The sequence below is a fragment of the Streptomyces sp. NPDC093600 genome (genome assembly GCF_044764755.1).
GTDB lineage: Bacteria > Actinomycetota > Actinomycetes > Streptomycetales > Streptomycetaceae > Streptomyces.
Genome location: NZ_JBIWIU010000017.1, coordinates 1 through 20,515 on the forward strand (window position 1 = coordinate 1; position 20,515 = coordinate 20,515).

Annotated in this window: 22 protein-coding genes; 10 read left to right on the top strand and 12 right to left on the bottom strand. The window is 72.9% G+C overall.

Annotated elements, in window-relative coordinates:
- The 3 genes from ACIRB4_RS29295 to ACIRB4_RS29305 all read right to left on the bottom strand — a co-directional run.
- Positions 1-1,249: AAA family ATPase (locus ACIRB4_RS29295; protein WP_403295369.1), on the bottom strand; the 1,249-nt coding region annotated here is incomplete at its 3' end.
- A complete protein-coding gene (locus ACIRB4_RS29300) occupies positions 1,246-2,415 on the bottom strand; it encodes an exonuclease SbcCD subunit D (protein WP_403295370.1) in 1,170 nt (389 codons plus the stop codon). The genes ACIRB4_RS29300 and ACIRB4_RS29295, both read right to left, overlap by 4 nt.
- Before the next feature lie 297 nt (positions 2,416-2,712).
- Entirely contained in the window at positions 2,713-3,339 is a 627-nt protein-coding gene (locus ACIRB4_RS29305) for a YigZ family protein (RefSeq protein WP_403295372.1), read from the bottom strand.
- A gap of 122 nt (positions 3,340-3,461) precedes the next feature.
- Between ACIRB4_RS29305 and ACIRB4_RS29310 the strand changes: the two genes are divergently transcribed.
- A complete protein-coding gene (locus ACIRB4_RS29310; RefSeq protein WP_403295374.1) occupies positions 3,462-3,884 on the top strand; it encodes a CoA-binding protein in 423 nt (140 codons plus the stop codon).
- Here the strand turns inward: ACIRB4_RS29310 and ACIRB4_RS29315 are convergent.
- Both ACIRB4_RS29315 and ACIRB4_RS29320 read right to left on the bottom strand, forming a co-directional pair.
- A complete protein-coding gene (locus ACIRB4_RS29315) occupies positions 3,877-4,440 on the bottom strand; it encodes a YbaK/EbsC family protein (RefSeq protein ID WP_403295375.1) in 564 nt (187 codons plus the stop codon). The genes ACIRB4_RS29310 and ACIRB4_RS29315 overlap by 8 nt on opposite strands.
- Positions 4,441-4,484: 44 nt before the next feature.
- A complete protein-coding gene (locus ACIRB4_RS29320) occupies positions 4,485-5,057 on the bottom strand; it encodes a helix-turn-helix domain-containing protein (protein WP_403295377.1) in 573 nt (190 codons plus the stop codon).
- Positions 5,058-5,174: 117 nt separating this feature from the next.
- Here ACIRB4_RS29320 and ACIRB4_RS29325 point away from each other — a divergent pair, with 117 nt between their 5' ends.
- Positions 5,175-6,044 (top strand): EamA family transporter, encoded by an 870-nt coding sequence (locus tag ACIRB4_RS29325; protein WP_403295378.1) that lies wholly within the window; start codon positions 5,175-5,177, stop codon positions 6,042-6,044.
- Between the two features lie 78 nt (positions 6,045-6,122).
- On the opposite strand, the gene ACIRB4_RS29330 is transcribed toward ACIRB4_RS29325, so the two are convergent.
- Positions 6,123-6,902, bottom strand: coding sequence for an acyltransferase (locus ACIRB4_RS29330; protein ID WP_403295380.1), 780 nt, complete (start codon positions 6,900-6,902; stop codon positions 6,123-6,125).
- Between the two features lie 189 nt (positions 6,903-7,091).
- Here ACIRB4_RS29330 and ACIRB4_RS29335 point away from each other — a divergent pair, with 189 nt between their 5' ends.
- The gene (locus ACIRB4_RS29335; RefSeq protein ID WP_403295381.1) at positions 7,092-7,643 is read left to right on the top strand and encodes a gamma carbonic anhydrase family protein; all 552 of its coding nucleotides are present in this window, start codon (positions 7,092-7,094) and stop codon (positions 7,641-7,643) included.
- Between the two features lie 142 nt (positions 7,644-7,785).
- Here the strand turns inward: ACIRB4_RS29335 and ACIRB4_RS29340 are convergent, their stop codons facing one another.
- Both ACIRB4_RS29340 and ACIRB4_RS29345 read right to left on the bottom strand, forming a co-directional pair.
- Positions 7,786-8,460, bottom strand: coding sequence for a DedA family protein (locus tag ACIRB4_RS29340; RefSeq protein ID WP_403295382.1), 675 nt, complete (start codon positions 8,458-8,460; stop codon positions 7,786-7,788).
- Positions 8,461-8,629: 169 nt separating this feature from the next.
- Complete coding sequence (locus ACIRB4_RS29345) at positions 8,630-9,067, bottom strand: DUF4442 domain-containing protein (protein WP_403295534.1); 438 nt, start codon at positions 9,065-9,067, stop codon at positions 8,630-8,632.
- 121 nt (positions 9,068-9,188) lie between these two features.
- Here ACIRB4_RS29345 and ACIRB4_RS29350 point away from each other — a divergent pair, with 121 nt between their 5' ends.
- Together ACIRB4_RS29350 and ACIRB4_RS29355 are read left to right on the top strand one after the other, a co-directional pair.
- Positions 9,189-10,337: a hypothetical protein gene (locus tag ACIRB4_RS29350; RefSeq protein WP_403295384.1), complete on the top strand. Its 1,149-nt coding sequence runs from the start codon at positions 9,189-9,191 to the stop codon at positions 10,335-10,337.
- A 72-nt stretch (positions 10,338-10,409) separates the two neighbouring features.
- Positions 10,410-11,774 carry an MFS transporter gene (locus ACIRB4_RS29355; RefSeq protein WP_403295385.1) on the top strand — a complete coding sequence of 455 codons (1,365 nt, stop codon included), beginning with the start codon at positions 10,410-10,412 and terminating at the stop codon, positions 11,772-11,774.
- A 46-nt stretch (positions 11,775-11,820) separates the two neighbouring features.
- Here the strand turns inward: ACIRB4_RS29355 and ACIRB4_RS29360 are convergent, their stop codons facing one another.
- From ACIRB4_RS29360 to ACIRB4_RS29370, 3 genes are all read right to left on the bottom strand, one after another.
- Positions 11,821-12,666 (bottom strand): spermidine synthase, encoded by an 846-nt coding sequence (locus ACIRB4_RS29360; RefSeq protein WP_403295386.1) that lies wholly within the window; start codon positions 12,664-12,666, stop codon positions 11,821-11,823.
- Positions 12,667-12,795: 129 nt separating this feature from the next.
- Positions 12,796-13,965, bottom strand: coding sequence for an elongation factor Tu (gene tuf / locus ACIRB4_RS29365; protein ID WP_403295387.1), 1,170 nt, complete (start codon positions 13,963-13,965; stop codon positions 12,796-12,798).
- Positions 13,966-14,283: 318 nt separating this feature from the next.
- Positions 14,284-14,991, bottom strand: coding sequence for a DNA alkylation repair protein (locus tag ACIRB4_RS29370; RefSeq protein ID WP_403295388.1), 708 nt, complete (start codon positions 14,989-14,991; stop codon positions 14,284-14,286).
- Between the two features lie 68 nt (positions 14,992-15,059).
- Between ACIRB4_RS29370 and ACIRB4_RS29375 the strand changes: the two genes are divergently transcribed.
- The 5 genes from ACIRB4_RS29375 to lnt all read left to right on the top strand — a co-directional run bounded on the left by ACIRB4_RS29375 (position 15,060) and on the right by lnt (position 19,453).
- Positions 15,060-15,830 carry a TVP38/TMEM64 family protein gene (locus ACIRB4_RS29375; RefSeq protein ID WP_403295389.1) on the top strand — a complete coding sequence of 257 codons (771 nt, stop codon included), beginning with the start codon at positions 15,060-15,062 and terminating at the stop codon, positions 15,828-15,830.
- Between the two features lie 227 nt (positions 15,831-16,057).
- Positions 16,058-16,930 carry an undecaprenyl-diphosphate phosphatase gene (locus tag ACIRB4_RS29380; protein ID WP_403295390.1) on the top strand — a complete coding sequence of 291 codons (873 nt, stop codon included), beginning with the start codon at positions 16,058-16,060 and terminating at the stop codon, positions 16,928-16,930.
- Between the two features lie 93 nt (positions 16,931-17,023).
- The gene (locus ACIRB4_RS29385; RefSeq protein ID WP_403295392.1) at positions 17,024-17,239 is read left to right on the top strand and encodes a hypothetical protein; all 216 of its coding nucleotides are present in this window, start codon (positions 17,024-17,026) and stop codon (positions 17,237-17,239) included.
- Between the two features lie 58 nt (positions 17,240-17,297).
- Positions 17,298-17,735: a nuclear transport factor 2 family protein gene (locus ACIRB4_RS29390; protein WP_403295394.1), complete on the top strand. Its 438-nt coding sequence runs from the start codon at positions 17,298-17,300 to the stop codon at positions 17,733-17,735.
- A gap of 56 nt (positions 17,736-17,791) precedes the next feature.
- A complete protein-coding gene (gene lnt / locus ACIRB4_RS29395) occupies positions 17,792-19,453 on the top strand; it encodes an apolipoprotein N-acyltransferase (protein ID WP_403295396.1) in 1,662 nt (553 codons plus the stop codon).
- On the opposite strand, the gene ACIRB4_RS29400 is transcribed toward lnt, so the two are convergent.
- The gene (locus ACIRB4_RS29400) at positions 19,377-20,282 is read right to left on the bottom strand and encodes a Gfo/Idh/MocA family protein (protein ID WP_403295398.1); all 906 of its coding nucleotides are present in this window, start codon (positions 20,280-20,282) and stop codon (positions 19,377-19,379) included. The genes lnt and ACIRB4_RS29400 overlap by 77 nt on opposite strands.
- Positions 20,283-20,515 lie beyond the last annotated feature (233 nt).

Below are 20,515 nucleotides of genomic sequence, written 5' to 3' on the forward strand. Positions count from 1 at the left end.
CCAGCCAGCCGGCCGCGTCCTGGAGGATCTCCTCGTCCGCGCGGGCCTGCCGTTCCAGTACGTCGCGTTCTCTGGCGATCTCGGCGGCGCGCCGCGCGGCGCGGCGCGCGGGTTCGAGGCCGCCGAGCTCTTCACGCAGCCGCCGCTCCAGCGCGGAGAGCTGTTCCGCGCCCGCGTCGGCCAGGTCGGCCGGGAGCAGACCGCGCGACCGCTCGCGTGCCGTGCTCGCCGAGCCGTGCTCGCGCTCGGCGTCGGCACGCAGGTTCAGAGCGGGCGCCACGAGGGCGGCCTTGCGCGCGCGTTCGAGCGTGGCCTCCCAGCGGTCCCGCTCGGGCCTGCTCGCCTCCAGCTCCTCGTGCCGGCGCCGGGCCTCGGCGTACCGCTCCTGACGGGTGGCGAGTTCCCGTGCGGCGTCGAGCGCTCGGCGGGCGGCGGCCTGCCGCTCCTCCGCCGCGGACACCGCCACGCGCGCGATGTCGAGATGTTCGCGCGCGTCCGAGCGCGCCTCGGCCGCCCGGGTCTGGACGGCTTCGGCGAGTCCCGGCTCACCGGGCCGCTCGTCGACGACGGTGCCGCCCGCCTCCTGCGCCATCCGGTGGGCGAGCGCGAGGAGCCGCTCGTCACCCTCCCGTACCTGCTGTTCGGCCGCGCGCCGCAGCTCGGCGAGCCGCTCCTCGACGGCGGCGAACCGCCGGGTGTCGAAGAGCCTTCCGAGGAGCTTCCCGCGTGACTCCGCGTCGGAGCGCAGAAAGCGCGCGAAGTCGCCCTGCGGCAGGAGCACGACCTGGCAGAACTGCTCCCGGCTCATGCCGACGAGCTGGGTGATCTCCTCGCCGATCTCCTGGTGGGAACGGCTGAGCCCGGCCCATTCACCGGTCGCGGGGTCGTACTCACGCAGCCAGGTCTGGGCCTTCTCGGTGGTGAAGCCGCCGCCGCGCTTCTTGGGGCGGGACTGGGCCGGGCGGCGGGTGATCTCCAGTCGTCGGTCGCCCACGGTCAGATCGAGGGTCACCTCGGTGAACGTGCCAGCCGGCGCGTGGTCGCTGCGCAGCGAGGCGCCGGGGGTCTGCCGGGCGCCGGGCACGGCGCCGTAGAGGGCGTAGCAGACGGCGTCGAGGACGGATGTCTTGCCGGCGCCGGTCGGACCGTGGAGGAGGAAGAGCCCGGCGGACGACAGGGCGTCGAAGTCGACCTCCTGGGTGGTGCCGAAGGGCCCGAAGGCGGTGATCGCGAGGCGGTGGAGTCTCACCGGCCCACCTCGCGGCGCTCCGCGTCGACGCGTACGTCGTCGAGGGCGCCGTACAGGACCGCTCGCTCGGAACCGTCCGGTCCGGCGCCGCCGCGCACGTGGGCCACGAAGTCCTCCGCGATCTGCTGGTCGCTGCGGTCCCGGAGCCGCTGGGCGTAGGAGGCGAGCGGGTCGCCCTCGGTGCGTTCCGGCTCGAAGACGAGGTTGAGGGTGTGCGGGAAGCGTTCGGTGAGCCGGGCCATCGGCTCGGCCGGCCGTACGGGGTCGGTGAGCGTCGCCTCGATCCAGGAGTCCTCGTGGTGTACGAGAGCGGGGTCGGCCAGCAGGTCGTCGAGGCGGCCCCTGATGCGGGCGAGCGCTCTGGGCACGGGGCAGTCGATCCGTTCGGCGGCCGCGATCTCGCCTCGCGGTCCGAGGTCGATCAGCCACATCGTCTTGCGGTGCTCGGCCTCGGAGAAGGAGTACGCGAGCGGGGAGCCGGAGTAGCGCACGCGCGGGGTGACGGTCTGGCTGCCGTGCAGATGGCCGAGGGCGACGTAGTCGACGCCGTCGAAGACTCCGGCGGGGACGGCCGCGACCCCGCCGACGGTGATGTCGCGTTCGCTGTCGCTGGGCTCGCCTCCCGCGACGAAGGCGTGTGCGAGGACCACGGAACGTGTTCCGGCGGGCCGTTCGGCGAGGTCGGCCCGGACGCGTTCCATGGCGGCACCGAGAACCGCCTCGTGTCCCGCCTTCGCGGCGCCGAACTGCTCCCGTACGAGGGCGGGTTCGAGGTAGGGCAGGCCGTAGAGGGCGACGTCTCCATGGGTGTCGGCGAGGACGACGGGGGTGCCGATCCCCGCCGGGTCGGTACGGAGGTGGATCCCGGCGCGTTCGATGAGCCCGGCGCCGACGCCGAGGCGGCGCGCCGAGTCGTGGTTGCCGGAGATCATCACGGTCGGCACCCCGGCGTCGGCGAGCCGGTGCAGGGCGGTGTCGAACAGTTCCACGGCGGGCAGCGGCGGGACGGCCCGGTCGTAGACGTCGCCGGCCACGAGGACCGCGTCCACCTCGTGCTCGCGCACCGTCCTCACCAGGTGGTCGAGGAAGGCGGCCTGGGCGTCGAGGAGGCCGACCCGGTGGAAGGAACGGCCCAGGTGCCAGTCCGACGTATGCAGAAGTCTCAACGTGCCGCCCCGCCCCACACGTCCCCGTCACCGCGCACGTCTCCGCGACCCCGCACGTCTCCGCCGCCCCGCACGTCTCCGTCACCCCGCATGTCGTGCCCGCCCCGCATGTCTCCGGCCCCTGCCTGTCCTGCCCCGCCTGTGTTTCCGTTCTTCCGCCCCGGCCGTCACGGCACCCGCACGCGCGGGCTCACGGGCAGCGGACAGCAGCGACCACGCTAGCGCCCCTGAGGACCTGTTCCCGCACGGACGCCCGATCCCGGCCGATCACGTGTCGCCGTATCACGTCTCGCCCTATCACATGTCGCCGTACGCCTCGCCGCCGAGCTCCAGGGTCGCCGCGCCGGCCGTCACATGGGCGAGCCATGCCCGGAACGCCTCCACGTCGGCGTCCGGCAGACCGATCTCGATGGCGACCGCCTCGCCGTACCGCACCTCGCGCACTCCGCGCCCGGTCGCCCGCAGATCGTTCTCCAGCCTGCCCGCCCGCTGGTGGTCCACGGTGACCGTGGCCAGACGGAAGCGCTGCCGGGTGAGGGTGCCGAGGGCGTCGAGGGCCTCCCCGACCACACCGCCGTACGCCCTGATCAGCCCGCCCGCGCCGAGCTTGACGCCGCCGTAGTAGCGAGTGACGACGGCCGCGACGTAGCGCATCTCGCGCCGCATCAGCATCTGGAGCATCGGGGTACCGGCGGTGCCGCCCGGCTCGCCGTCGTCGCTGGCCTTCTGGACGGAGGCGTCGGCGCCGATGACGTACGCGAAGCAGTTGTGCGTGGCGGTCGGGTGCTCCTTGCGGACGCGGGCGACGAAGTCCTGCGCCTCCTGCTCGGTCGCGACGGGCGCCAGCGCGCAGATGAAGCGCGAGCGGTTGATCTCGGTCTCGTGCACACCCTCCCGGGCGAGCGTGCGGTACTGCTCCTGCATCCCGCCACCCTATGCGTCCGCCGGACGGCGGGAATCCTCCGGGAGCCCAGCTCGTTCAGCGAGGGACCAGACAGGACCGGCCACAGACCAGCCAGGGACGAGCGAGCCATCGGAGGCGGCGCATGAGCGGCGAGACCACGACCACCGAAGCGGACACCGTACGGAAGATCCTCACCGACAGCGGCGACACCTGGGCCGTCGTGGGCCTGTCGTCGAACCAGGCGCGCGCGGCGTACGGCGTGGCGGCCGTGCTCCAGCGCCACGGGAAGCGGATCGTGCCCGTCCACCCGAAGGCGGAGACGGTGCACGGGGAGCGGGGCTACGCCACGCTCGCCGACATCCCGTTCCCGGTGGACGTGGTCGACGTCTTCGTCAACAGCGAGCACGCCGGGCAGATCGCGGACGAGGCGGTGGCCGTCGGTGCGAAGGCGGTCTGGTTCCAGCTCGGCGTGATCGACGAGGCGGCGTACGCCCGGACCCGCGGGGCGGGCCTCGACATGGTCATGGACCGCTGCCCCGCGATCGAGCTGCCGCGCCTCAGCTGACGGGGACGCCCAGCCCCTCCAGGACGACGGCGCCGGGCAGCTCGGCGAAGGCCTTGCCCGGGACGATGAGCTTGCCGCGGCGTCGGCCACTGCCGATCAGGACCCACGGGGTGTCGACGACGGTGGCGTCGACGAGGACCGGCCAGTCGGCCGGGAGGCCGACCGGGGTGACGCCGCCGTACTCCATGCCGGTCGCGCCGGTCGCCGTGTCCATCGGCGCGAACCGCACCTTGCGCGAGCCCAGATGCCTGCGGACGGCCCCGTTGACGTCCACGCGGGTCGCCGAGCGGACCACGCAGGCGGCGAGCGTCGTCGACTCGCCGCGCTTCCCGGCGACGATCACGCAGTTCGCCGACGTGTCGAGCAGCCGGGAGCCGTGGTGCGCCACGAAGACGGCCGTGTCGGCGATCTCCGGATCGGTGTCGACGTACAGCAGCTGGTCGGCCGGTACGGCCCCCTGCCAGCCGCGGACGGCCGCGGCGACCGGCTCGGTCAGCAGCTCCAGGCAGTCGGGGGCGGGCCGGGCGTCGTCGAAGTCTCCGATGGGGGCGCGCATGCCGGCCAGGCTAACAAGCCCGTCGGGGCCCGGGGTTGGGCGTCTCAGCGTACGGGCGGGATGGAGACGGCCATCGTCATCTCCACCCGCTCCTCGCCGTCGTTGCGGTAGGCATGCGGCACATTGCCCTCGAAGACGGCCGAGGTGCCGGCCGGGAGGGTGTGCTCCGTGCCCTCGACCACGAGGGTGAGCACGCCCCGGGTGACGTGCAGGAGCTCGGTCGTCCCCTCGGGGTGCGGGTCGGAGGCGCTGCCGTCACCGGGCATCAGCGTCCAGGACCAGAGCTCCAGCGGACCGCGGGCCTCGGTGCCGGCGAGGAGCGTGGTGTGGCTGCCGGTGGAGGTGGACCACATGCGCACCGCCTGGTCCGGCGGGACGAGGCGGACCTGGGGGCCCTGGTCGTAGTCGAGGAGGGTGGTGATCGAGACCCCGAGGGCGTCGGCGAGCTTCACCGTGGTGCCGACGCTGGGATTGGTACGGGCCTGCTCGATCTGGATGATCATGCCGCGGCTGACCCCGGCCCGAGCGGCCAGCGCGTCCAGCGTGAACCCGCGTTCGTGGCGCCACCGCTTCAGGTTCCGCGCGAGCGACTGCGTGAGCTGATCGAGGTCCGACACAATCCGTCCAATATTCTGGATGACAGAGTTCAACAGACTGAACTACGGTGTGGTCTACCGCGGTGTACTCAGCTGTCCACCGCACTGTACTGCCAGACCGCACCCTGCGAGGATCCCATGACCGCCCTGTTCGCCCTGGCCACCGCGCTGCTCTGGGGGCTGGCCGACTTCGGCGGCGGGCTGCTCACCCGGCGCATACCGGCCCTGACCGTCGTCGTCGCCTCGCAGGCGATCGCGGTCGTCGTCCTCGGCGCGATCGTGGTCGCCACCGGCGGCTGGAGCGAGACCGGCCCGGACCTCTGGTACGCGGTCGCGGCCGGCGTGGTCGGCCCGGTGGCGATGCTCTGCTTCTACAAGGCGCTCGCCCTCGGACCCATGGGCGTCGTCTCCCCGCTCGGCTCGCTCGGTGTCGTGGTCCCCGTCTCGGTGGGCCTGCTGATCGGCGACCGGCCCGGGCTGCTCCAGTTCGCCGGAATCGGCGTGGCCGTCGTCGGCATCGTCCTCGCGGGCGGGCCCGAGCTGCGCGGTGCGCCCGTCCAGCGCCAGGCGGTGCTGCTCACCCTCGTGGCGGCCTTCGGCTTCGGCTCGGTGATGGCGTTGATCGCGGAGGCGTCGTCGACGCTCACCGGACTCTTCCTGGCGCTGTTCGTCCAGCGCGTCACCAACGTGCTGGTCGGCGGCGGCGCGCTCTACGTCTCCGTCAAGCGGGGCGGGCGGGCGCTGCCCGAGGGCGGCGGCGGGATGCGGGTCGTCTGGGCCGCGGCCCCGGCCCTCGCCTTCGTCGGCCTGGCGGACGTCGCCGCCAACGGCACGTACTCGATCGCGGCGCAGAACGGACCCGTCACCGTCGCCGCCGTGCTCGCCAACCTCTACCCCGTCGTGACGGCGCTCGCCGCACGCGGAGTCCTCAAGGAACGCCTGCGCGCCGTCCAGGCGGCGGGCGCTGGCCTCGCCCTGGTCGGCACGGTCCTGCTCGCCACGGGCTGACCGCCCGCCCACCCCGGCGCGCGGGGGCGGGCGGATGTCGAGGCGCGGGCGGATGTCTCAGACGCGAAAGGCCGTCGGTCAGGCGCCCTTCAGGGCGTCGGTCACCTGCTCCTCGATCTCGTCGGCGAGTTCCAGTGCCGCGAGCGCGGCGAGCTGTTCGGGCGTCACGCTGTCCGGTATCGGCACCGGCGCCGGCGTCCGCAGCGGTGGCTGCCAGCCCTTCTCGGGGTCCCAGCGGCGCACGACGCGGGCCGGGGCTCCGGCCACCACCGAGTGGTCGGGCACCTCTCCCCGTACGATCGCGCCCGCCGCGACCACCACGTTGCGGCCGAGCCGCGCTCCCGGCAGGATCACCGCGCCCGTGCCCAGCCAGCAGCCGGGCCCGATGACCACGGGTTCCGAGCGCGGCCACTGCCGGCCGACGGGCTCGTGAGGATCGTCGTAACTGTGGTTGGTCGAGGTGATGTAGACGTACGGCCCGCAGTACGTGTCGGAGCCGATGGTCACCGTCGTGTCCGCGATGACGTGGCTGCCGCGTCCCAGGACCACGCCGTTGCCGAGCGTCAGGACCGTCTCCGCGCCGAGGTCGAGGCCGGGCATCATTCCGGCGGTGAGCGTGACCTGTTCGGCGATGATGCAGTGCTCGCCGATCTCGATCCAGGGCTCGCCGAAGACGGTGCCCTGCGGGAAGGCCAGCCGGGTGCCCGCCCCGAGACGGCGGAAACGCAGCCGCCCGGGGGAATCGGCGGTCACCGCACCGGCCTCCCGCACCCAGCGCCAGCCGGCCTGCACGGCGCGGCCGACGACACGGCGCCGCAAGCCGGCGAGAGACGAGAACGTGTTTCTGTTCCTGGGCACCCGCACACGGTAGTCGCCGGGGCCGCACCTGATCGGGGCGGTGCTCTGTGATGTCCGTTACGGGTGTTCGTCAGGGTGTTCGTCACGGGCGTCCCGGCGACGAACGCGGCGGTCGGCGGAGGCCGGGCAGGGGGCGTCTCGTAGGGTTCCCCCAGGCGCGACCGAAGAGCGAGCGAGCAGGAGCGGACGATGACCCAGCAGGCGTTGATCAAGGGCGTGGGCGGCAAGGAGCCGCGGGTCGACCCCACGGCCTTCACGGCCCCCACCTCCGTGGTGCTCGGCGACGTCACCCTCGGCGCCCGCGCCAGTGTCTGGTACCACGCCGTCCTCCGGGCGGACTGCGGTCCGATCTCGATCGGCGAGGACTCCAACATCCAGGACAACTGCACGGTGCACGTCGACCCGGGTTTCCCGGTGACGATCGGCGACCGGGTCACGGTCGGCCACAACGCGACGATCCACGGCTGCACGGTCGAGGACGACGTCCTGGTGGGGATGGGCGCGACGGTCCTCAACGGCGCGCGCGTCGGGGCCGGTTCGCTCGTCGCCGCGCAGGCGCTCGTGCCTCAGGGGATGGAGATCCCGCCGGGTTCGCTCGTCGCCGGCGTCCCGGCGAAGGTGCGCCGCGAGCTGACGGAGGAGGAGCGGGCGGGCATCCGCCTCAACGCGGAGATGTACCTGCACCTGGCGAAGGGCCACGCGGAGGTCTTCGAGGACGGCCCCGAGGACCGGACCGACTGAGCCGCCCGAACCGGCGCACCGCCTCAACGCGCCCGAACCCGGCACCCAACCGGCCCGCCGGCCGACTCGGCCGACCGGCCGGGAGCGAGCGAAGGGCGCGGCACCGTCACCGGCGCCGCGCCCTTCGTCGTACCACCCTCGCTCAGTCCCCGACCGCCACGGGCTCCTTCGCCGCCGGCACGGCGGACGCCGGAGCCTGGGACTCCGCCCTGGCCGCCGCCTTCTTGGCGCGGTTCTTCAGGACGAGCATCGAGGTGAGGCCGATCGCCACCGCGAGCACCAGCCCCAGCCAGGAGAAGCGCTTCAGCCACGCCTCGGCGACCACACCCACCGAGTAGACGACGGCGGTGGTCCCGCCGGCCCAGAGGATGCCGCCGAAGACGTTGGCGAGCAGGAACTTCCAGTACGGCATGCGCAGCACGCCGGCGAGCGGTCCGGCGAAGATCCGCAGCAGGGCGACGAAGCGGCCGAAGAAGACCGCCCACACGCCCCACTTCTCGAAGGACCGCTCGGCCAGGGCGATGTTGGCCTCGCTGAAGTGCTTGGGGAACTTCTTCCCCAGCCAGGCGAGCAGCGGCCGCCCGCCCTTGCGGCCGATCGCGTAGCCGATGGAGTCACCGATGATCGCGCCGGCCGTGGCGCAGGCGCCGAGGACGTACGGGTTGATGTCGCCGTGCTGCGAGGCCAGCAGGGCCGAGCTGACGAGGACGATCTCGCCGGGGAGGGGGATGCCCAGGCTCTCCAGCCCGATCACCACTCCCACCAGTGCGTAGATGGCGACCGCGGGGATCGTCTCCAGCCACTCCTGGACGTGCAACGCGAGTTCCTCCCGTATCGACCGTCGACGCCGGGCCCGCCTTGTCGGCCCGAGGTCGCGGCGTGCGCGGCGCCGCCCACGCCGGGGCAGCCTACCTGCTCAGGCGGTACGGACCTCGACAGCGACGGCGGGCCCCCTCACCGGAGCGGTGGGCCCTGAGACCGTGCGGTCAGGAGTTCGGGCGCAGGGTCCAGACGACGGTCATCTCGCCCGTCACGGCCCCGTCCTCACGGGTGATCGCGATGTGGACGGGGAACTCGGGGCGTTCGCCGGCGTCGAGTTCGGCGACGACCTCGGCGGCGGGGCGGCCCAGCGTGGCCGTGGCGGTGACGACGCCCATGGCGAGCTTCTTGTAGCCGATCTCCGCCTTGACGGCGAGCGGCACGGCGCGGTTCAGCTGGTCGCCGAAGGCGGCGAGGACGATCGCTCCGCTGGCGGACTCGGCCAGCGTGAACATGGCTCCGGCATGCGGTCCGCCGACGTGGTTGTGGTAGTCGGCCTGGTCCGGCATGCGGACGACGGCACGCTCGGAACTGGTCTCCAGGAACTCCAGGTTGAGGGTCCTGGCCATGGGAACCGTGGCGGCGAGCATCTCGCCGACGGACATCTGGTCTGCGCTCATGCGCCGAGGTTACCCGCGAGTAGCAGAGATGGCCATCCCCGTCGCGCCCCGTCGGCGCGGGGGCGGGCGTAGCCGGGGTCCCGCCGCACCTCTATGGTTACTGGCCATGTGGCCAGGACAGCAGCCGCCCGGGGGCGAGCAGAACCCGCAGGACCAGAACCAGAACCCGTACCAGCAGCCGGATTACCAGCAGCCGAACCCGTACCAGCAGCCGCCGACGCAGCCGCAGGGACAGGGGCAGGGGCAGCCTCCGCTGCCGCCGACGCAGCCGATGGGACAGCCCGGGTATCCGCAGCAGCCTCAGGGGCAGCCTCCGCTGCCGCCCACGCAGCCGCAGGGCTATCCCCAGCAGCCGGCCCCGCCCGGCTACCCGCAGCCCAACCCGTATCAGCAGCCGACGGTGCCCCAGTACGGGATCCCCGGCCCCGCCCAGCCCGGTGACGGCTCCGGCGGCGGCGGGAACAAGCAGACGACGCTCATCGCGATCATCGCCGCGACCGCCGTGGTCGTCGCCGCGGGCGTCACCGGCTACCTCGTGCTCGACAAGGACGACGACAAGAACACCACCGCCGCCGACCCCAAGCAGTCGACGTCGGCCGCCCCGTCCACCCAGCGGTCCGCGCCGCCGCTCGACAACCCGCGCGACGACGCCGCGCAGCAGCCGACGATCCCGGGCTGGAAGGTCGTGCACAACCCGAAGTACGGGACGCTGTTCGACGTACCGCCCGATTGGGAGCTGCTCAAGCCCGGCTCGGTCACGTTCTTCGAGGACGAGAAGAAGAACGACGGCACCCCCGTCGTCACGATGTCCGCGCCCGCCCGCTACAAGAGCAAGTGGTGCACCTTCGACACCGACAAGAACGGCACCGAGGAGTCCTGGGGCCTCAGCAGCGTGGGCACCAAGGGCGGCCAGGGCGCCAAGAACACCGAGGAAGCGGCGTACAACGAGGCCGGCAACTGGGTGTGGGCGGGCTATGCCCAGCACATGCCCAAGGGCACCATCAAGATCACCAAGGCCGTGCCGTACAAAACGAAGTCCGGACTCGTGGGAAGTCTCTCGACGGCGACCGCCCCCGGCATCAAGAAGCGGAACAAGTGCGAGTCGGACGGCAAGTCCATCGCGTTCTCCTTCAAGAACGCCCAGGGCGACTTCTCCTCCTGGGTGCTCTACGGGGCAGCCGGGGTGAAGGAGGAGCTGTCGGACGCCACGATCCGGCAGATCCTCTCCACCGTGCGCCTGGCACCGACCTCCTGACCGGAGAAGCAGCCCAGGCCGCTTCCGGATATCGGTTTGGCAGGAGGCGGCGGCGCCAGGGATAGTCCCGGAGTGAGAACTCCCGCCGCCTCCGCCCGTACGCCGCTGCGCTCCCGCCGCCCCGAGTGGGCGGGCCGCAACTACGTCCTGCTGACCGCCGCCGCGATCATCACCAACCTCGGTACGCACGGGGCCCTGATCGCGGCGGCGTTCGCCGTTCTCCAGGCCGGCGGGGACGGCGGCGACGTGGGCCTGGTGGCGGCGGCCCGCACTCTCCCGCTCGTCCTCTTCCTGCTCATCGGCGGCGCTGTGGCCGACCGCATACCCCGGCACCGCGTGATGGTCGCCGCCAACGCCCTCAACTGCGTCTCGCAGGGCGCATTCGCCCTCCTCGTCCTGGCGGGCGAGCCGCAGCTGTGGCAGATGATGGTCCTGACCGCGCTGTGCGGCACGGGCCAGGCCTTCTTCAGCCCGGCCGCCGAGGGCATGCTGCTGTCCAGCGTCAGCGGCGAGCAGGCCAGCCGGGCCTTCGCCCTCTTCCGGATGGCCATGCACGGCGCGGGGATCGGCGGTGCCGCCCTGGGCGGGGCGATGATCGCCGCCGTCGGCCCCGGCTGGGTCCTCGCCATCGACGCAGCCGCCTTCGCCCTCGCGGGCGCGCTGCGCGCGTTCCTCGACGTCAGTCATATCGCCGAACGTGAGGCGGGCGGCGGCCTCCTCTCCGATCTGCGGGAGGGCTGGCAGGAGTTCATCGGCCGCCCGTGGCTGTGGTCGATCGTGGCCCAGTTCTCCATCGTGGTGGCGCTGGTCGGCGCGGCCGAGTCGGTGTACGGACCGCTGGTCGCCCGGGACCATCTGGGCGGGGCCCGGCCGTGGGGGCTCGCCCTGGCCGCGTTCGGTGTCGGCACGCTCGCGGGGGCGTTCCTGATGATGCGCTGGAAGCCGCGGCGGATGCTGCTGGTCGGCACGTTGGGCGTCTTTCCGATCGCACTGCCGTCGGCGGCGCTCGCGGTGCCGCTGGACGTGGTGGGCCTGTCGGCGGCGATGTTCGTCAGCGGTGTGGCGATCGAGGTGTTCGGCGTGGCCTGGATGACGACGCTGCACCAGGAGATCCCGGAGGACAAGCTGTCGCGGGTCTCGGCCTACGACTGGTTCGGCTCGACGGCCATGCTGCCGCTGTCCACGGCGCTCGCGGGGCCGGCGGAGAGCCTGTTCGGCCGCCGGGAGGCGTTGTGGGGCTCGGCGGCGCTGATCGTGCTCGTGACGGCGCTGGTGCTGCTGGTGCCGGACGTACGGAATCTCACGCGCCGTACGAAGCGGGTGGCCGGCCCCGTCGACGGCGCCGCCGCCCTTCCGAACACGGCCCTTCCGGACACCGCCCTCGTGGCACGCCCGGCCACGGTCACCGACGGCCCGCCGGACCGCTCCGGCACCTGACGAGGACCGCTGCCGCCGGGTCTCAGCCGATGCCTCAGCCGATGCCTCAGCCGATGCTGAACGCGCCGTCCGGTGGTACGGGCGAGGGCACCGCGTCCTCGTCGTGCACCGGCCGGGCGTCGCCGGTGAAGCGGGCGAGCGAGGCGCCGTACTCCACCCGGGCCGGAAACGCGTCCGCGGCCGTGCGGCGGGCCAGGCGGGCGGTGTCGATCTCCGCGTCGGAGGCGACGAGGACGGCGTTGCCGAAGCGGCGGCCGCGCAGCACGGCCGGTTCGGCGATCAGGGCCAGTTCCCCGAAGAAGGCGGCGAAGGTGGCCAGTTGGGAGCGGAGGAAGGCGAAGGGCGCGCCGTCGGCCAGGTTGGCGACGTAGGTCCCGCCCGGCCTCAGCACCCGTCGGGCCGCACGCGCGTACTCCGCCGAGGTCAGATGCGCGGGAACCCGGGAGCCGCCGAAGACGTCGGCGATCAGCACGTCGGCCGAGGCTGCCGGGGCGGCCTCCAGCCAGGCACGGGCGTCCGCCCCGTGCACGGTGACGCCCGAGCCGGCCGGCAGCGGAAGGTGCTCGGTGACCAGGGCGAGCAGTCCCCGGTCCGCCTCGACCACGTCCTGGCGGGAGCCGGGACGGGTCGCGGCGACGTAGCGGGGCAGGGTGAGCGCCCCGCCGCCGAGGTGCAGGACGTCGAGGGGCGCCCCCTCGTCGGCGGCGCTGTCGAGCACATGGGCGAGCCGGCGCGCGTACTCGAACTCGAGATGCGTCGGCTCGTCCAGGTCGATGTACGACTGGGGCGCGTCGTCGACGGTGAGCAGCCAGGCCCGCTCCCGGTCGACATCGGGCATGAGCCGGGCGGTGCCCTGGTCGACGTCCCGGATGACGGGGATCTGCTCGTTCACGCTCTCATTGTGCCCACAGGGCTCCGGCCGCTTCCGCGCGGGCGGCGGCCGGAGCCCGCCGGGCGCGGCCGGTGAGGCCCGTGTCCCGCCGGGAACGGGACACGGCCTCCGGTCTTCGGCGGGGCCGGCTCAGCCGACGGACGTGACCGTGCCGGCGCCGACCGTGCGGCCGCCCTCGCGGATCGCGAAGCCGAGACCCGGCTCCAGCGGTACGTCACGGCCGAGTTCGACGGTCATGGTGACCGTCTCGCCGGGACGCGCCACCGCGCTCTCGCCGAGGTCGACGTCGCCGACGACGTCCGCGGTCCGGATGTAGAACTGCGGCCGGTAGCCGGTGGAGACCGGGGTGGTACGACCGCCCTCCTTGCCCGACAGGACGTACACCTGGGCGGTGAACCGCCGGTTCGGCACGACGCTGCCCGGCGCCGCCACCACATGGCCTCGGCGGACGGCGTCCCGTGGGACTCCGCGCAGCAGCAGCGCCACGTTGTCCCCCGCCTCCGCCGACTCCATCGGCTTGCCGAAGGTCTCGACGCCGGTGACGACCGTCTCGGTGGCCGCGCCGAGGACCTCCACGCGGTCGCCCACGCGCACCGTGCCCCGCTCGATCGCGCCCGTGACGACGGTGCCGCGCCCGGTGATGGTGAGCACGTTCTCGACGGACATGAGGAAGGGCGCCTCCACATAACGCACCGGCATCGGCACGTACGTGTCCACGGCGTCGAGGAGCGCCTCGATCGCCCCGGTCCACCGCGCGTCCCCCTCCAGGGCCTTGAGCCCGGAGACGCGTACGACGGGGACGGAGTCGCCGCCGTAGCCGTGCGCGGTCAGCAGCTCGCGTACCTCCAGCTCGACCAGGTCGGTCAGCTCCTCGTCCCCGGCGTCGGCCTTGTTGAGGGCGACGACGATGTGGTCGACGCCGACCTGACGGGCCAGCAGGACGTGCTCGGCGGTCTGCGGCATGACCCCGTCGAGCGCGGAGACGACGAGGATCGCCCCGTCGAGCTGGGCCGCGCCCGTGACCATGTTCTTGACGTAGTCGGCGTGGCCGGGCATGTCGACATGGGCGTAGTGCCGCGTGTCGGTCTCGTACTCGACGTGCGCGATGTTGATGGTGATGCCGCGCTGGGCCTCCTCGGGCGCGCGGTCGATGCGGTCGAACGGCACGAAGGTGCCGGTCCCGCGCTCGCTGAGGACCTTGGTGATGGCGGCGGTCAGGGTGGTCTTGCCGTGGTCGACATGGCCCATGGTGCCGATGTTCAGGTGCGGCTTGGTGCGCACGTATGCCGTCTTGGGCATGGTTCGCTCGTTCCTTGAGCTCGAAGCGTGAGGGGACCCCGGGGCCGGACCGACCCTCCCCCTACGGGGTCCGCCGGACGATCCGGGGAGGGTCAGCTTCGGGCGCCGTCAAGGGTGGCGAAGGAAGCGGCGACAGGAGCCGCTCCGGAGTCGGCGGCAGCCTTCGGCGCGGCCGCGTCTGCGGGCCGTGCTGCGAGGAAGGCGTACCGGAACATGCCCACGATCATGTCGTGGCGGACCGCCGCCGTCGAACGATTTTCGGGCTGCGGGAGCCTGCGGGTGCGGACGTCCGGCGTCGCACGGTTTTCGCTCCGGCCCTCAGGAAGGGGGCAGGTTCTTGAGCGCCTCGCGCGCGGAGAGGGGCGAGAGGCGGTGCCGGTTCTCCTCGACGAAGGCGCGTACCCCGTCGGGGTCGGTCTTGGCGTACTCGCGCAGGGACCAGCCGATCGCCTTGCGGATGAAGAAGTCGGGGTGGCCGGCCCGGCGCAGGCAGTGGGCGAAGAGCCGCTCGGTGTCGGTCGCGTCCTTGAACCGGAGTTGGTGCAGGAGTGCGGTGCGCGCCACCCACAGGTCGTCGTCGTCGATCCACGCGTCCATGCGGGCCGCGAGCGCCCGGTCGGCGGCGACGAGTCCGCCGACGACGTGTGCGGCGAGGTGGTCGACCGTGTCCCACCAGGAGCTGGTGGTCACGAGCCGCCGGGCGACGGGCAGGAAGCCGGAGGAGCAGCGCTTCACGTGCCGCCGCAGATAGTCGACGGCGAAGTAGTGGTACTCGCGCTCGGGGAGGGCGAAGCAGCGCAGCGCGACGGCCGCGCAGTCGTCCTCGCCGGGGCGCGGGGTGCCGGCCAGGACCGTACGGGACAGAGCGCGCCGTTCCGGGGTGGGGATGCCGAGGAACGGAGCGACGCCCTTCATGTACGCGCTCGCCTGCCGCGCCCGGACGGGATCGCCGGCGGCGGCGTACGTCTCCGTGAGGCGGGCCAGCAGGGTGTCGGCGAGAGCGCTGTCGGGGACGGCGGACGTCATACGTCTCACAGTACGGCGGATGACGCGCGTTACGGCGATCACATGTGCTTGTCGGTTAGTCTCCCCGGATGCTCGACCCCGTCACCCGGCCGCCGGGCTCTCTCGCTCTCCGCTGCTCCCGGGCCCTGCTCTCGCCCTGGTCGCGGCTGTCCCTGCTCGCCGTGCTGCTGCTGAGCGCGGCGACGACGGTGGTGCTGTACGAGCCGCAGCGCCTGCTCGCCGCGGGCTGGCCGCCGCAGGTGAGCGGCGCGGGGGCGGTGGTGCTGTTCGGCCTCGCGTACGGGCTGTGCACGGCGGCGTTCGTGCCCCGGCCGATCCTGAACCTGGCGGCGGGCGCGCTCTTCGGCACGCAGGCGGGGCTGGTGGCGGCGGTGGCGGGGACCGTCCTGGGGGCGGGGATCTCGTTCACGCTCGGGCGGCTGCTGGGGCAGGACGCGCTGCGGCCGTTGCTGCGGGGGCGCTGGCTGAAGGTGGTGGACGGGCAGTTGAGCCGGCACGGGTTCCGCTCGATGCTGGCGATCCGGCTCTTCCCCGGGATTCCGTTCGCCGCCGCCAACTACTGCGCGGCGGTCTCCCGTATGGGTTACGCGCCGTTCCTCCTCGCCACGGGGCTCGGATCGATCCCGAACACGGCGGCGTACGTGGTGGCGGGCAGCCAGGCCGGCTCCCCGACCTCGCCCGCCTTCCTGATATCGATGGGGTTCATCGTCGTGTCCGGCCTGGTCGCGGCGGTCGTCGCCTGGCGCAAGCGCCACGGCCTGCGCAGGACGGGCGACGCCGCCTCCGTTCCCGCGCCGGAGCGCGCTCTCGCGGGGGCGGGCGCGGCGGAACACCGGTGATCGCCCGGCAGCTCGCGGAAGTCCCCACCGGGCGTGCCTCCGCGGGCACTGCCCGGACAGTGCCTGGGAGACCTGAGATCGGCCCCGTCACCTGAGGGCGGTACGCTGCGCAGCGACCGGTGGTGGATCTCCGATCCGACCGCCGCGGGCTCGTGGCGTCACCCGTGTGGCGGCCTCGTCCCGATCTCTTCTGACCGCACGAGCACATTCGGGACGGCCCTAGCCCCATGAGTTGGTTCGAATCATTCATCCTCGGACTCGTCCAGGGGCTGACGGAGTTCCTTCCCATCTCCTCCAGCGCGCACCTCCGCCTCACCGCGGCGTTCGCGGGCTGGCACGACCCGGGCGCGGCCTTCACCGCGATCACCCAGATCGGCACGGAGACGGCCGTCCTGATCTACTTCCGCAAGGACATCGCGCGGATCGTCTCGGCCTGGTTCCGCTCGCTGCGCGACAAGTCGATGCGGCGCGACCACGACGCCCAGATGGGCTGGCTGGTCATCGTCGGCTCCATTCCCATCGGCGTTCTGGGCGTCACCTTCAAGGACCAGATCGAGGGCCCGTTCCGTGATCTGCGGCTGATCGCGACGACCCTCATCGTGATGGGCATCGTCCTCGGCGTGGCGGACCGGCTGGCGGCCCGCGACGAGATCGGCGGACGCCACCGCGCGATCCGCGAGCGCAAGACGCTCCAGGATCTCGGCGTGCGCGACGGCCTGATCTTCGGCTTCTGCCAGGCGATGGCGCTGATCCCGGGTGTCTCCCGCTCCGGCGCGACGATCTCGGGCGGTCTGCTCATGGGCTACACCCGCGAGGCGGCGGCCCGGTACTCGTTCCTGCTCGCCATCCCCGCCGTGCTGGCCTCCGGCGTCTTCGAACTGAAGGACGCGGGCGAGGGGCACGTCTCCTGGGGCCCGACGATCTTCGCGACGGTCATCGCGTTCGTGGTCGGATACGCCGTCATCGCCTGGTTCATGAAGTTCATCACGACCAAGAGTTTCATGCCGTTCGTGATCTACCGGATCCTCCTCGGCATCCTGCTCTTCGTCCTCGTGGGCACGGACGTGCTCAGCCCCCACGCGGGCGAGTCGGCGGGCTGATTGCGCCCCTTCGGCCGTGCCGTTCACACCCCGTGCGTCCGGGACGCGCCCCGCCACCAGGCGATCTTCGGGAGCGCGTCGCACCCTGGAACCATGGCCTGGCAACCGCCCATCGTCGTGCACCGCCCCTCCCCCGGCGGGGGCCGGCGCGTCACCGTGCGCGGGGAGATCCTGGGCCTCGCGCACAACGACACCGACCTGGTCGAGTTCCTGCGCCGCGCGGGGCTCGAGGACGCCGACATGATCCTGGACGACCCCCAGCTGGTGGAGTGGCGCGGCGGTCGCCCGCACCGCTGGGAGGCCGCCTGAAGCCGGGACCGCCGCACGGCCCCTGGCCCTGGGGCGCTTCCTGCCCGAGACTGAGCCGATGACGCAGCGCGTGGATCTCGCGACCGTGATGGACCGGCTGGCCATCGACGACCTGATCACCGGGTACGCGGTGGCCGTGGACGACTCCGACTGGGCGGGCTACCGGGCGCTGTTCGCCCGCGACGGCCGAGCCGACTACCGCGGGTCGGGCGGCGTCGAGGGCCCCGCCGCCGAGGTCGCCGACTGGCTGGCCGAGACGATGCGGCTCTTTCCCGTACGGCAGCACCTCATCGTGAACCGGCGCGTCCGCATCCAGGACCTCGGCGGGTATCCGGGCGACAGCGCGGACGTGCGCGCCGACTATGTGAACCCGATGCGGTTCGAGTCCGGCGAGGACTTCGTGTGCGGCGGGCGGTACGCCTTCGACCTGCTGCGTACGGACGCGGGCTGGCGACTCCGTTCGGTGGTCGTACGCGAGAAATGGCGCCGCGCGTAGCGCCGCACGCGCACACTGGAGGCAACAGCCGAAGGCGCGGGACCTGGAGGCGTGGGATGCGGATTCCGTTCGGCCGGCGCCGCCCCGGAGGGTCCGGGGCAGCGGAGCTCCAGGCGCCGGGGGCCACCTCCGGTGCCGCGCCGCGTCCCCCGTGGGTGTCGCGCCGTTCCGCCGCACGCTCCGCGCTCGCCGTCGCCTTCGGGGCGGTGCCCGCGCTCGCCTTCCCCGCGCCCTCCCTCTGGTGGCTCGCCTACGTCGCGCTCGTCCCGTGGCTGCTGCTGCTCCGTACGGCTCCGACCGCGCGCCGGGCCGCCCTGGAGGGCTGGCTGGGCGGCGTCGGTTTCGTACTGGCCGTGCACCACTGGCTGACGCCGAGCCTGCACGTCTTCATTCTCGTCCTGGCCGCTCTGCTCGGGCTGTTGTGGGTGCCCTGGGGGTGGCTGGCGCGGGCGATGCTCGGGGACGGGCCTCCGGGTCCGCGCGCCGCCGCGCTCCTCGTCCTGCCCTCCGGCTGGCTGCTGATCGAACTCGTCCGGTCCTGGGAGGGGTTGGGCGGCCCCTGGGGGCTGCTCGGCGCCAGCCAGTGGCAGGTGGCGCCCGCCCTGCGGCTCGCCTCCGTCGGCGGTGTCTGGCTGGTGACCCTGCTGGTGGTGGCGGTGAACACCGCGGTGGTCCTCCTGGTGTCGGCCGCGTCCACACGTCTCACCGCCCTCGTCGGACTCGTGGTGTGTGCCCTCACCCTGGGCGTGGTGTGGTGGGGGGTCGGCCCCCCACAGGAACAGGGGACGGTACGGGTCGCCGTCGTCCAGCCCGGGGTGTTCGACGGCTCCGGTGGCGCCGAGCGGAGGTTCGCCCGCGGCGAGGAGCTCACACGGGGCCTCGCGGGCCGGGGTCTCGACCTGGTCGTCTGGGGCGAGAGCAGCGTCGGCGCCGATCTGACCGCCCGGCCCGACCTCGCCGCGCGGCTGACCGCGCTCTCCCGGGCGGTGGACGCGCCGCTCCTGGTCAATGTGGACGCCCGCCGCTCGGACCGGCCCGGCATCTTCAAGAGCAGTGTCCTGATCGGCGAGAACGGTCCGACCGGGGACCGGTACGACAAGATGCGGCTCGTGCCGTTCGGTGAGTACATCCCGGCCCGGACAGTGCTCGGCTGGGTGACGTCGGTCGGCAAGGCGGCGGCGGAGGACCGCCGGCGGGGCAGCGCGCCGGTGGTGATGGCCCTGTCGGCCGAGGACGGCCGTCCGGCGCTGCGGATCGGCCCCCTCGTCTGCTTCGAGTCGGCGTTCCCCGACATGAGCCGTCGGCTGACCCGCGAAGGGTCCGAGCTGCTGATCGTCCAGTCGGCGACGTCGACCTTCCAGGACAGCTGGGCGCCCGCGCAGCACGCGTCGCTGGCGGCACTGCGCGCGGCGGAGACCGGCCGTCCGGTGGTGCACGCGACACTGACCGGCGTCAGCGCGGTCTACGCCCCCGACGGCCGGCGCGTCGGCGTGCCCCTGTCGACCGACACGAGCGCGGCCGTCGTGCACGAGCTGCCGCTGTCCGGGACCACCACCGGATACGTGCGCCACGGCGACTGGCCGCTCTGGGGCGCGCTCGTCGTCCTCGCCGTGCTCTGCGCCGCCGAGGGCATGGGCTCGCTCAGGAGGCCTGCGTCAGGGACTCGCGTACCACGCGCTCGCACAGCGCGTGGGTCAGCAGCGCGTCCCGTGCGCTGAGCCGCCTGCCCGCCCGTACGGCGTCGAGGAAGGCGATCACGGCCTGTTCGATCCCGCGCTGGCGGGCGACCGGGACCCAGTCCCCGCGGCGGCGGATCGTCGGCTGCCCCTTGTGGTCCACGACGTCGGCGATGTTGAGGACCTGGCGCTTGGTGTCCTGCCCGGAGACTTCCAGGATCTCCTCGGTGGAACCGTTCATCCGGTTCATGATGCCGATGGCGGTGAAGCCGTCGCCGGAGAGCTGGAGCACGACGTGGTGCATCAGCCCGTCGCGGACGCGAGCCCGTACGTCCGTGTGCTCGACCTCGCCGGGCAGCAGGAAGCGCAGCGTGTCGACGACGTGAATGAAGTCGTCGAGGACGAGGGTGCGCGGGTCCTCGGGCAGCCCGATCCGGTTCTTCTGCAGGAGGATCAGGTCCCGCGGGTGCTCCAGGCACTGCGCGTACGCCGGTGCCAGGCGGCGGTTGAAGCCGACGGCGAGGCTGACCCCGTGCTTCTCGGCCAGTTCGACGATCGCTTCGGAGTCGGCGTACTCGTAGGCCAGCGGCTTGTCGACGTAGGTGGCCACGCCGGCTTCGAGGAGCCGGGTGGCGATCTCGGCGTGGACGGCGGTCGGGGCGTGGACGAAGGCGGCGTCGAGGCCGGCCGCGAGCAGCGAGTCGAGGTCGCCGTGGCGGCGGGCGGCCGGCACATGATGGGCGTCGGCGACCCGCGCCAGGGTGGCGGACGTACGCGTCTGGAGATGGAGCTCGACGCCGGGGAGGGTGGCGAGGACGGGGAGATAGGCCTTCTGCGCGATGTCGCCGAGTCCGATGCAGCCGACCTTCACGGGGTCTCCTAGCGCTGGTCGAGGCGCGGTCCGACGGGCCCGGTGTTCCGTTGACCGTGGTCGTCGTGCCGCTGCCGGTGAGGGGTGTGCCGTTCGCGCGGGTCAGCATACGGGGGGCAACTCCCTGGCACCGCGCGCGATCGTCGGCGACGATGCAACGCATGACCACTGCGGACCGTACCGGAAGCACCGGAAGCACCGAAGGCGCCGAGAGCGACGACAGCGCCGGGACC